The 10776-nt window shown below is 64.8% G+C and carries 11 protein-coding genes; 3 read left to right on the top strand and 8 right to left on the bottom strand.

Going from position 1 to position 10776, the window contains the following annotated elements:
- Window positions 1–214: 214 nt before the first annotated feature.
- The 3 genes from clpS to WN73_RS22175 all read right to left on the bottom strand — a co-directional run bounded on the left by clpS (window position 215) and on the right by WN73_RS22175 (window position 1690).
- Window positions 215–547, bottom strand: a complete 333-nt coding sequence (gene clpS / locus WN73_RS22165; protein WP_027548135.1) for an ATP-dependent Clp protease adapter ClpS — start codon at window positions 545–547, stop codon at window positions 215–217.
- A gap of 286 nt (window positions 548–833) precedes the next feature.
- Window positions 834–1157, bottom strand: coding sequence for a hypothetical protein (locus WN73_RS22170; protein WP_162603575.1), 324 nt, complete (start codon window positions 1155–1157; stop codon window positions 834–836).
- A gap of 194 nt (window positions 1158–1351) precedes the next feature.
- Window positions 1352–1690, bottom strand: a complete 339-nt coding sequence (locus tag WN73_RS22175; RefSeq protein WP_011087913.1) for a phasin family protein — start codon at window positions 1688–1690, stop codon at window positions 1352–1354.
- 389 nt (window positions 1691–2079) lie between these two features.
- On the opposite strand from WN73_RS22175, the gene WN73_RS22180 reads away from it, so the two are divergent.
- Window positions 2080–3915: a D-alanyl-D-alanine carboxypeptidase gene (locus WN73_RS22180; protein WP_271554762.1), complete on the top strand. Its 1836-nt coding sequence runs from the start codon at window positions 2080–2082 to the stop codon at window positions 3913–3915.
- A gap of 220 nt (window positions 3916–4135) precedes the next feature.
- Here the strand turns inward: WN73_RS22180 and WN73_RS22185 are convergent, their stop codons facing one another.
- Window positions 4136–4861: a DnaJ domain-containing protein gene (locus WN73_RS22185; RefSeq protein WP_011087915.1), complete on the bottom strand. Its 726-nt coding sequence runs from the start codon at window positions 4859–4861 to the stop codon at window positions 4136–4138.
- 119 nt (window positions 4862–4980) lie between these two features.
- On the opposite strand from WN73_RS22185, the gene tehA reads away from it, so the two are divergent.
- On the top strand, window positions 4981–5973 hold the full coding sequence (gene tehA / locus WN73_RS22190) for a dicarboxylate transporter/tellurite-resistance protein TehA (protein WP_202633172.1): 993 nt from the start codon (window positions 4981–4983) through the stop codon (window positions 5971–5973).
- Window positions 5974–5977: 4 nt separating this feature from the next.
- Here tehA and WN73_RS22195 read toward each other — a convergent pair whose 3' ends face one another.
- The 3 genes from WN73_RS22195 to WN73_RS22205 all read right to left on the bottom strand — a co-directional run bounded on the left by WN73_RS22195 (window position 5978) and on the right by WN73_RS22205 (window position 8974).
- Window positions 5978–6727, bottom strand: a complete 750-nt coding sequence (locus WN73_RS22195) for a hypothetical protein (protein WP_011087917.1) — start codon at window positions 6725–6727, stop codon at window positions 5978–5980.
- Between the two features lie 119 nt (window positions 6728–6846).
- Window positions 6847–7707 (bottom strand): alpha/beta fold hydrolase, encoded by an 861-nt coding sequence (locus tag WN73_RS22200; RefSeq protein ID WP_271554763.1) that lies wholly within the window; start codon window positions 7705–7707, stop codon window positions 6847–6849.
- Window positions 7708–8050: 343 nt separating this feature from the next.
- Entirely contained in the window at window positions 8051–8974 is a 924-nt protein-coding gene (locus WN73_RS22205) for a division plane positioning ATPase MipZ (RefSeq protein WP_060912532.1), read from the bottom strand.
- Between the two features lie 278 nt (window positions 8975–9252).
- On the opposite strand from WN73_RS22205, the gene panC reads away from it, so the two are divergent.
- Window positions 9253–10104, top strand: a complete 852-nt coding sequence (gene panC, locus WN73_RS22210) for a pantoate--beta-alanine ligase (RefSeq protein ID WP_161534641.1) — start codon at window positions 9253–9255, stop codon at window positions 10102–10104.
- 83 nt (window positions 10105–10187) lie between these two features.
- Here the strand turns inward: panC and WN73_RS22215 are convergent, their stop codons facing one another.
- A complete protein-coding gene (locus WN73_RS22215; protein WP_011087921.1) occupies window positions 10188–10628 on the bottom strand; it encodes a DUF1489 family protein in 441 nt (146 codons plus the stop codon).
- Window positions 10629–10776: the final 148 nt, after the last annotated feature.

Consider the following 10776-nt stretch of genomic DNA (forward strand, 5'->3'; position numbering starts at 1 on the left):
TATACAAGACCGCGGCGAAAGACCGGTTCCGCGACTCGGCAGCTAGCCGCCTGCGGTATTTTTCGATGCAAAACCCGTTCCGATTTTGGCGGGATCGGCGCCGGTGCAGAATTCCGTAGTTTTGCCGGCTGCGATGGAGATCGCGCGCAGGCATCACGCGGCGATCACACTGCGACATACACAAGAGCCGGCTACGAACGCGCCGTGGGGTGACTTATTTCTTTTCCATCACGCATTGCAGCGGATGCTGGTGCTTGCGGGCGAAGTCCATCACCTGCGTCACCTTGGTTTCGGCGATCTCGTAGGTGAACACGCCACACTCGCCGATACCGTGATGATGGACGTGCAGCATGATCTTGGTCGCCGCCTCGACGTCCTTCTGGAAGAACTTCTCCAGCACGTGGACCACGAACTCCATCGGCGTGTAGTCGTCGTTCAGGATCAGAACGCGATACAGGTTCGGCCGCTTGGTCTTCGGCTTGACCTTGGTGATGACGGAGGTGTTCGGACCCGTCGGGCTGCCGGAACGGTTCTCGTCGTTGCTCATCCGGGGAGCGCGGGCGGCGGCGGCCGCAGACAGGTCAAGGCTGGAAGTCAATTGCGACATGGCTCAGGCGTTCAAATTCCCCACGGAAGCGTATGACGGCCCGCCGCGCGGCCCCGCCTTTCGGAGCTTCGCACTGGCGCACCGCGTTATTGGATCGCCGCTTCCAACCGGTCCGGTCCAAACCAGATCGATTGCAGGAATATGGGCTTGCCCCCGCCTCGCCGCAAGCGCGCAAAAGTCCGGCTATGGCGGGCCCGATTCCCGATCCGGGCGATCCTGACCAAGGTTAATCAATCCGGACCGGTTTGACAAAAATTTCCGCCGCGCCGGTCCAGAACAGGTTGACCAGGAACCTAGCCGTTAACGCGACCACGACGGTTTCGCGCGGGATCGTCTCCGGTCTTCTACGGTACCTGCTGTTCAATCGCTTGGCGCGAAATCGGGCAAAATCGCAAATTTCGAGGACGGCCGTGCTTCGTCCGCCCTGCCCTGTGTCAGCCGCATCGCTCGACGCGTCCGGCACCATCATCACCTCGCAGATCAGCAGCAAGGCGCGGACCCAATTCAACGCGCTGTTCATTCGTGCTGTGCGCATCGAGCGGGTGAGCATCCGATCCACACCATGCAGGCGAACACCGGCAGCGCCCTGCCCCCAAGCGTGCTGCAATATCGCGCGAGCAGCACCGGCAAATTCTGCTTGGTCACGCCGGCGACCCGACCGCGCGCTGGGACGGATCCGTCGCGACAACAAAAAAGCCCGGCTGGTTCAGCCGGGCTTCTTGCTTCCAGGATGTCCGGGAAAAGTTAGTTGGCGGCCGGGGTGAACTTCGACACGATGGTCTCGACCGGCTTGAACGCCTGCTTGGCGAGGTCGCTGTAGAGGCCGGCGATCTTCTGCGATTCCGCGACGAAGGTCTCGTAGGCGGAACGGGCGAAGTCGGTCTGCGCTTCCATCGCCTTGTCCAGCGACTTCACGCCGGAAAGCTTCTCGACGAAGGACTTGGTGTCTTCGAACGACTTCTTGGTGTAGTCGCCGTAGGCGCTGGCGATTGCCTGGAGGCCGTGCTGCACCGAGGTCGCGGAGGCGACGCACTGCTCGAACTGCTCTTTCCCGTAGCTCTGAAAGTCTTCAACCTTGAACATTTCGGAATCCTTTTCCCTGGCTCGCGTCGGGAAGCCCCGGCTCCCTGACTCTGCCCACAATTAGTGCAACGCACAAAAAAGTCAAGAATCTTGTGCGTCGCACAAAAACTAGATCCAAACCGAAGAGATTCCCGGGGTTTCCCGCAAGGGTTCCTTAAGCTTTTGGAAACCGCGGACCCCTACCTTGATTCCCTGGACGTGTTCAGCTTCCGCAAGCGGTCAAAAGCCGTTTGAGAACATCACCTTAGCCAGAATAGCGGCTCAGGTCCAACGTCCCCCGCGGCGAACACCAGCGGAGGGGCAGCCTGGGCAGGTAATGATCCCGGGTCCATTGGGCACAATTTCGCCTCACGGGCCGGTGATCAAGTCAGAAACGGGGACGGGGTTTCATGCTTCGTAAAAACTTGTCTTCCTCGCGCTTGGCGCGGGTCGGGGTTTTCGGGCTTCTTACGGTCACCACCGCGGTCATCTTCACCACCGATGCCGCCGAGGCGCGGCGTCACCGCCGCCACTACGCGCACCACCGGGTGCAGCGCGACGTGTCCGAGAGCTCCAGCCCGAAATTCGCGTCGATCATCGTCGACGGCAATTCCGGCTCCGTGCTCCAGGCAACGAGCCCCGACGGGATCCGCCATCCGGCCTCGCTGACCAAGATCATGACGCTCTATCTGCTGTTCGAGCGTCTCGAGTCCGGCAAGATGAAGCTCGACACCGAGATGCCGGTGTCGCAGCACGCAGCCGATCAGGATCCGACCAAGCTGAACCTGCGTGCCGGCCAGACCATACGTGTCGAGGACGCGATCAAGGGTCTCGTCACCCGCTCCGCCAACGACGCAGCCGTGGTGATCGCGGAAGCGATCGCCGGCGACGAGGACGACTTCGCCCAGATGATGACGCGCAAGGCGCGTTCGCTCGGCATGTCCAAGACGGTCTACCGGAACGCCAACGGCCTTCCCAACGACGAGCAGGTCACGACCGCGCGCGATCAGGCCACGCTCGGCCGCGCCATCCAGGAGCGCTTCCCGCGCTACTACCGCTATTTCGCGACCTCGACGTTCAACTGGCGCGGCCAGTCGATCCGGAACCATAACCACCTGCTCGGCAGCGTCGAGGGCGTGGACGGCATCAAGACCGGCTACACCCGCGCCTCCGGCTTCAACCTCGTGACCTCGATGCGCCGCGGCAACCGCCACCTGATCGGCGTGGTGCTGGGCGGCCGCAGCGGCGGTTCGCGCGACGCCATCATGCGCAACCTCCTCGCGGAGAACCTCGAGAAGGGCGCGACCAGCCACACCGTCGCCGCGGTTACCGAGCGTAGCGGCGCTGACGCCGCTGCCGAGGTCGCCGATGCGTCGGATACCCCGGCCCGCACCGCTCCGCAGGTCCAGGCCGCGGCCGCCCCTGCTCCCGAAGCAGCCCCGTCGCGTCTCGCCTCGCGCCTGTCCACGCTTGCGGCCGCCACCGCCGCAATGCCGCCCGCTCAGCCCAAGCCTGAAGCTCGGCCGACTGAATCCAAGATCGAGCCCGCGCCGCTCACCAATGGCGTGATCTCCAGCCAGCCGCTCTCGATCATCCCGGGCTCGTCCGAACCGATGAAGCCGGTCCGGGTCAAGACGGTGCAGGTCAAGGCCGGCACCGTGAAGGTCGCCTCCGCCGCCCCGTCGCAGGTCGCGCCGCAGATTACCAACACGGTTGCCTCCCGCTCCGACGTCGCGGAAACCTCCGGCGCCGTCGTCGCCCGGGCCGATCTGATCAACAAGCCCGAGATCCAGAGCCAACCGGAAGCGCCGAAGGCGGAAGTCGCCCGCACCGAGCTGCCGCGCCAGCCGGCCGGCTTCGGCACCGGCAACGGCGTCCTCGGCGTGCTGCCGGCTTCGACCGCCGCCGCGCCCGCCCCGGCCGCTCCGAAGCTCGCCTCCGCCGACCCGGCGCCGCAGCCGATCCAGATGAGCGCCACCACCAAGCCGGTCGTCACGCACAGCGGCTGGATCGTCCAGGTCGGCGCGCTCGAGAGCGAGAACGAAGCCCAGCAGCGCATCGACGCAGCGCGCAGCTCGGCCCGCGGCCTGCTCAGCAAGGCCGATCCGTTCACCGAGCCTGTCGTCGCCAAGGACAATCGCAAGCTCTACCGCGCCCGCTTCGCCGGGCTCGAGCGGGATCAGGCCGAAGCCGTCTGCCGCGCCCTGAAGCGCGCCGACATCTCCTGCATCACCGTCCGCAACTGATCTCCCGCACCGTTCCGAAAAATGCCCGCGCCTTGCGCGGGCATTTTTGTTTTCGGCATGCGGCCAGCCAAAGTCGGTTCCGCGACAACCTCTCGTCAACGTTTTACGGTTAAATTTTTACTCAAGAGATCGGCCACGCCGAAATGGCGGGCATCGGGGCGACGACAGACAGAGCCAACGGAGATCACGCGGTACGGGCGTTTGTAGCGTAGTGCCGGAGTTAGCCGTTATGCGTGCGAAGCAGAGTATCCTTGGCCTCGTTTACCCGGGCAGCGAGATACGTCGAGCCCCCCTGGTCGGGATGGAGTTTCTTCATCAGGGACTTGTGGGCCCGGCTGATGTCGTCGCGCCCCGCTCCCGGCTGCAAGCCAAGGATCTGATAGGCCTCCTCCGTCGTCATTTTGCCGCTCGCCGCCGTGCGGCGCTGCCCCCCTGCCGCATCGCCCTGCGCGTTCTGACGCCAGGCGGGAAACCTGCGGTCCAGATAGCTTTCAAGTAAGGCCACGCTCTCGGCGTCGAACGCCGGGACCATCGCCAGCAGGCCGGCGAGATCGAACTCGTCGAGATCGCGCCCGGCGTGAGGCCCGGCAACGATCTGGCCTCCGAGCCGGCCGGAATCGTGGTCGAGCCGCATGTCGAGGAATTGCGAGCGCACGCGCGAGGCCTGCCCGGGCGCGGGCGCGGCACCGCCACCGAACAGCCCGCCGATATTGCCGAAGCCGGCGTTCGTCAACGGCGTCCAGCCGAGCAGCCCGGCGCCGAAAATCCCGAGCGGGATCGCGACGGCCAGCTCGCCCCGCAAGCCCGTGAAGGCTGCGACCGCCAGCGCGACCACGCCGCCGCCGAACTTGATGGTGCGCGCCAGCACCGCCGGGTTGGCGGCGCGGAACATCTGAAGCAGCAGATACAGCGTGATAACGGCGACAGCGCCAGCGATCAGGGTCATGGGCGGAATATAGGCGCCCTGTTGTCAAAAAGCATGGCGTCCTTTCGCCCGTCGGCAATTGGCAGATGACATGGAACGCTGGCTTGCCCGATAGTCCGGCGCGACGATTGAGGGAGACAATGCGTAGCGGATTCAAGCCGCCGATCGTGCCGGCCGCCTTCTTCGGCATCGTGCTTGGCCTTGCCGGCCTCGGCAATGCCTGGCGCGCCGCGCATCAGGTCTGGCATTTGCCGGCGATCGTCGGCGAGATCCTGCTCGCGCTCGCCTCCATCGTCTGGGCGCTGCTGCTCGTTCTCTTCATCCTGCGCTGGATCCTCGCGCGCGCCGAGTCGCTCAGTGAAGCCCATCATCCGGTACAATGCTGCTTTATTGGTCTCGCCGGCGTCTCCACCATGCTGATCGCGATCGCGGCGGAGCCCTACTCGCACCTTGCCGCCGAAATCCTGTTCGGCCTTGGCGCGGCGTTCACGCTCGGCTTCGCGCTGTGGCGGACGGGGTTGTTGTGGCGCGGCAATCGCGATCACACCGCGACGACACCGGTCCTGTATCTGCCGACCGTTGCCGGCGGCTTCGTCACCGCGGCGGTTTCTTCGGTGCTCGGCTACCCCGATTGGGGACAGCTTGCCTTCGGCATCGCGCTGTTTTCCTGGCTCGCAATTGAATCCGTGCTGCTACATCGGCTCTACACGGTCGCGACACTTCCAGTCGCACTGCGGCCGACGCTCGGCATCCAGCTGGCGCCGCCCGCGGTCGGTGCCGTCGCCTATCTCGCGATCAATGGCGGCGTGCCCGACATGGTCGCGCATGTCCTCGTCGGCTACGGACTGATGATGGCGCTGCTGCTGCTTCGCCTGCTGCCGTGGATCATGGAGCAGCCGTTCTCGGTGTCGTATTGGGGCTTCACCTTCGGCGCCACCGCGCTTGCGATCGCACCGATCCGCATGGCCGGCCACGGCGACACCGGTGCGATCGCGCTGCTCGCGCCATGGCTGTTCGGAGCCGCCAACATCGTGGTCGGATTGATCGGGCTGGGCACGCTGCGCCTGATCCTGCAGGGACGCCTGCTGCCGCCGGTCGCAGCGCCGCCGCCAACGCAAGCCGCGCCAGCGTAACCTGCTACTTCATCTGGCCGATCAACTGGGCCGCACCGCTCGCGCTCTTGGCCAATTTCAGCAGCGCCTCGCGCCCGCCGGCGGCATAGGCCGCGGCCGCCCGCAACAGCTCGCGCAGCTGTGCCGCAGCGCCGGGATCGAAACGGCACCAAGCGCCGCCGGTCAGGCGCGCGATCTCGCGAAACGCCTGCTCGGCCACCGGGTCATGACCTTCCTGGAACACGAAGACAGGCACCTTGAGCATGCCGAGTTCGCCGGCCTTGGCGCAGAGCTCGTCAACCTTCTCCTCCATCGCATCGCCGACGAAGACCACGGCCCGCACGCCCGATGCGACCGCCTCGCGCCGCGCCTCGCTCAGCACCTTGCCGATCTGGGTGTCGCCGCCGCGGCAGTCGATCTTGCTCATCAGCGTCGCGAGCCTGGCGCTGTCGGAGATCCACCCCGTGGCGCGGCACTCGTTGAAGCCGCGATAGTAGACCAGCCGGATGTCGAGACTGCCGAGCGCCGCGGTCTCGCGAAACATGTCGGCCTGGAGCGCGCAGGCCATGTCCCAGGTCGGCTGCCGGCTCATCGTCGCATCCAGCGCGAAGATCAGCCGGCCTTTCGCGCCGGGAGCATGCGGTGACAGCGCACGCGCCTTGGCGACAAAGGCGGCGATATCGTCCGAGGTCGACGTCCCGGCCTGCGGCACCGCGCCGCCTGCTTGCGGCGAGACGGCATCGCGGCCGCGCGGTTTGATGGGTTCGCCCGACATGCCTTGGCCCTTCGTGAACGGCTAATGTGGTTAGCGCGTGCAGCCCGGTCAATGTGCAAAGCCTCCGCGGGCGAGCGCCGGCGGAGGCTTTGAATGTCGTTTCTGACTATGATGAAACGTCAGCTCTTGGCAGGCGCCATCAGAGCGACCGGACCGGGCTCGAGAATCTTGGGTGGAGACGATTGCGTATCGACCGGCCCTACCTCGCTGTCAGTCGCGCTCAGGAATTTGTCGAGCATGCCTTGGATCGAGTTCTTGGCCACATCCGGACCGGTGTCGCGCATGTCGTTGTGCTGGAATTCGGTCTTCACGACCTGGATGCCGGCCTTCTCGCATTCCTCGTCGCTCGGGATCACCCCCGCATCGGTCTTGAACTGCGGATCGGTGGAGCGGAACGACAGGATCTTGAACTTGCCGGCGGTCACGAACGGCACGCGCAGATTGTCCAGCGTGACGACCTTCTTGACCTCATCCGGATACTGCTTGGCGAAGTACATCGTGATGTCGCCGCCCATGGAGTGGCCGACCATCGTCACCTTCTCGTAGTCGGCGTTGGGCTGAACCTTCTTCATCTCCTGCATCGCCAGGTGGATATTGGCCACGCCGCGCAGGATCTGCGGCAACCGGCCGACATAGAGCTCGCCGGGCTTGGTCACCATCGGAGGATCGGTCGGCAAATCATGCTGCGGGCTCACGACGAGGTAGCCGCGCGCAGCGAAAATGTTGGCAAGGAAGCCGTACTCGGTGTTCTTGACGGTGTTGCCATGGTTGATCACGGCGACAGGCATCGTGATCATGCCGGCATTGGCCTGCATTTCCTTGTCGCGACGGATCGCGATATCGACGGGCACGGGACGGTTGTCGCGCGAAGCGTCGTAGAAGGTGACGGTCTCGTGCCTGATGGCCCACTTGCTCGCCGTGAAATAGGCGATGCCGCAGAGGGCACTGACCGAAACCAGAACGGCAATTCCACGCTTCATTTTCGTCCTCAGCCTCAGGCTCTTGCGGCCTGAATCCCTGTTGAAAATCGTGTTCTTCCGGGGCTCTTCGGCCCCTGGTCGCCTATTCGCTAATATATGTCACAGCCGCGTGACAGGAAGGCCAAATATTGTGAACTGGCAGCCCTTTCATTGTGCGCCGCACACGTTTCTTGGGCATCCTCCTCTCATACGCTACGTCAGGGTGCAGATCACCATCCGATGCAACCGGTCTCGATTGGGTTCAATTTCGCAGTAAACGTAGAGTGAAAACGGCCGAGGGCGGGCTCAGTTCCTGCGGGGGACCGGCTTATCAGGCCGCTGGCAGTAGCGATATACCGCTAAATCAGGCGCCGAGGATGTCGTGGACCTCGAGCGGCTTGTCGACCTGGCTGAACCACTCGGCGCGGTTGGCCGCGCGGCGGCGGCCGCGCTCGTCGAGCGGCAGCTTGAGCTGGCGGAGCAGGCTCGTCACCTCTTCCCGCGCGGTGAGATGGCCGAGATTGGGCCGCATGCCGAGCGTCGCCTCGTCGATCTCGTCGAGCGCAGTGAGGCCGCGCGGGAAGAATTCGCGGTAGACGACGCGCTCGGCGAAACCGTCGATGTAGCGGAAGCCGAGCCGCAGCGACAAATCCTTCAAGCCGTCGGCGACAAGCTGCTTGTTGCGGGAGCCGAGCATGGACAGGCGGTTGCGCACCACGATCCAGTCGGTGCTCGAGCCGTCGAGCTGGCGACGCTTGCGCCTGACATCCCGCACCATCTCGGCATAGTGGCTCTCGCCGGTGACCGCATAGTTGGCGGGGTCGACGGTGCCGAGCACGTCGAAATCGAGGAAGCTGTCGTTGATCGGCGTGACCAGCGTGTCGGCCATCGAATGGGCGAGCCGCATCAGGTAGCTGTCGGTGCCGGGCGTATCGATGACGATGAAATCGAAACTGCTCTCGACCGCAGAGACCGCCTCCATGAACTGCTGGAACTCGGAGTTCTCGTTCTCGGCAATCTGCATGGTCTCGCCGAGCTTGATGCAGCGATGCACCGGCAGCTCGAGATCGAGCTTGGTGCGACGGGCCCAGGCGGCGCGGTTGTTGATGTAGTGGGTGAAGCTTTGCTGGCGGCAGTCGAGGTCGATGGTGGCAACGCGCTGACCGGCCTTCAGGAGCGCGACCGCGATGTGCAAGGCAGTGGTCGATTTGCCGGAGCCGCCCTTCTCGTTGCCCAGCACAACGACGTGCGCCGAGCCGGATTGGCCTTGGCTAGCCTGCACAAGCATGGTGATCCTCAACACCCCTAAGCAATATCTTCAAGTTGGCCGCGTCTGCGGTCAAGTGAAATGCGTGACAGGATAGCGAAATCACAGTGCGTTAGTCTTCATCATGATTTGCGTCGCCGCCCCGCGTCTGTGATTCAGCCCACAATGTCGCGACGTCGTGCGCGGCATTGCGCGGGATGCTGTGCCGCATCCGGATGCATGGCGTCCACGATCGCTGCTTGTTAAGGTTAGCCGGCTGCACGCCGCGCCCCACCCATCCCCAAGCCCCCTGAGTCCTGATGTCACGAAGCCCTCTGATCGCCCGCACGGTCCCTGCGCTCCGACGCGCCGCCGACAATCTTCGCAAGCGAAAGGCCACGATCGCGCTGGTCCCGACCATGGGGGCGCTCCATGACGGGCATGTGTCGCTGGTGCGCCTCGCCAAGCGGCGCGCCAGCCGCGTCGTAGTCTCGATCTTCGTCAACCCGACTCAATTCGCCCCGACCGAGGATTTCGGCGCCTATCCCCGAACCTGGAAGGCCGACATCGCCAAGCTCGCGGCCGAGGACGTCGACATCGTCTGGCACCCGGGCGTCGAGGCCATGTATCCGGAGGGCTTTGCGACCCGAATCGTGCCGGAGGGTCCGGCCCTGGCCGGCCTCGAGGATCGCTTCCGGCCCCACTTTTTCGGTGGCGTCGCCATCGTCGTCGGCAAGCTGTTCACGCAATGCCGGCCGGACTTTGCGATCTTCGGCGAGAAAGACTTTCAGCAACTGCGGGTGGTGACGCAGATGGCGCGGGACCTCGATCTCGGCGTCAAGGTGATCGGCTCCCGCACCGTGCGCGAGCGCGACGGGCTCGCGATGTCATCGCGCAACGTCTATCTCTCACCGCAGGAGCGGCAGACCGCGACCACGCTCTACCGCGCCATGAAGGACAGCGCCGGCCGCATTCGCGCCGGCGAGGCCATCGCGTCGGCGATGGCGCGCGGCGCCGCGACCATCAAGGCGGCCGGCTTCGTGCTCGACTATTTCGAGGCCCGCCACGCCGAGACGCTGGCACAGGTCACCTCGCGCAAGGACGGCCCCTTGCGGATCCTGGTCGCAGCCAAGCTCGGCACGACCCGGCTGATCGACAATATCGAGGTCTAGAGCGCGATGACGACATCGCGCTTCAGGTTACTGTTTGAGCATGATCTTTCCGGAAAACCGCTACACACTTTTCCGGATCATGCTCAGAGCAATCCGAGATCGCGCAGCTCGCGCCGCATCGGCTCCGGCATCGCCGCGATCGTGCCGGCGGCGGACTTGCCGAGATCGGGCGGTACGGAATCGTCCGCGAGATAGCGCCAGCCCTGGAACGGGCGCATCGGCCGCGGCGAGACCGGGATCACCTTCGGCTGCATCACGATCCGGCAGCGCCCGATGCCGTCCTTGTCGCGGAACGGCTCGATGCCGATGATCTTTTCGCGCGCGGCGATCTCGCCCTTGATGACCCAATAGAGCGACCCGCCCGAGAGGATCTCGGCGTCGCGCTTGGGCACCATTCGGGTGATGTGGATGTGATGTTGCGGCAGACCCTTCTTCTTGGCGGTCTGCATCCGTTCGGCCACCCACTCCTTCAATTCCTTGACGGAGTCGCAGCCGACGGCGAGCTTGATCAGATGGAGTGGCATGCCCCAGCATTAGCGGGCCGGCCGCAGGTTTTCAAAGCCGAACTATTCGTTATCCGCAGCCGCGGGAGCCGCAGCAGCCGGCGGCGGTGCCAGCGGAACCGGTGCAGCTGCCGGTGCGCGCGCAGCCTTCGGCGCCGGCGGCTTCTTC

This window comes from Bradyrhizobium sp. CCBAU 45394 (assembly GCF_028128655.1).
In the GTDB taxonomy this organism is placed as follows: domain Bacteria; phylum Pseudomonadota; class Alphaproteobacteria; order Rhizobiales; family Xanthobacteraceae; genus Bradyrhizobium; species Bradyrhizobium diazoefficiens.

Excerpts from the sequence above, each read along its gene's own strand:
- tehA (WP_202633172.1), top strand. The coding sequence starts at position 4,981 with ATGCGTAGCGGATTCAAGCCGCCGATCGTGCCGGCCGCCTTCTTCGGC.
- WN73_RS22195 (WP_011087917.1), bottom strand. The coding sequence starts at position 6,727 with ATGTCGGGCGAACCCATCAAACCGCGCGGCCGCGATGCCGTCTCGCCG.
- WN73_RS22200 (WP_271554763.1), bottom strand. The coding sequence starts at position 7,707 with ATGAAGCGTGGAATTGCCGTTCTGGTTTCGGTCAGTGCCCTCTGCGGC.
- WN73_RS22205 (WP_060912532.1), bottom strand. The coding sequence starts at position 8,974 with ATGCTTGTGCAGGCTAGCCAAGGCCAATCCGGCTCGGCGCACGTCGTT.
- WN73_RS22170 (WP_162603575.1), bottom strand. The coding sequence starts at position 1,157 with ATGCTCACCCGCTCGATGCGCACAGCACGAATGAACAGCGCGTTGAAT.
- WN73_RS22175 (WP_011087913.1), bottom strand. The coding sequence starts at position 1,690 with ATGTTCAAGGTTGAAGACTTTCAGAGCTACGGGAAAGAGCAGTTCGAG.
- panC (WP_161534641.1), top strand. The coding sequence starts at position 9,253 with ATGTCACGAAGCCCTCTGATCGCCCGCACGGTCCCTGCGCTCCGACGC.
- WN73_RS22215 (WP_011087921.1), bottom strand. The coding sequence starts at position 10,628 with ATGCCACTCCATCTGATCAAGCTCGCCGTCGGCTGCGACTCCGTCAAG.
- WN73_RS22185 (WP_011087915.1), bottom strand. The coding sequence starts at position 4,861 with ATGACCCTGATCGCTGGCGCTGTCGCCGTTATCACGCTGTATCTGCTG.
- WN73_RS22180 (WP_271554762.1), top strand. The coding sequence starts at position 2,080 with ATGCTTCGTAAAAACTTGTCTTCCTCGCGCTTGGCGCGGGTCGGGGTT.
- clpS (WP_027548135.1), bottom strand. The coding sequence starts at position 547 with ATGAGCAACGACGAGAACCGTTCCGGCAGCCCGACGGGTCCGAACACC.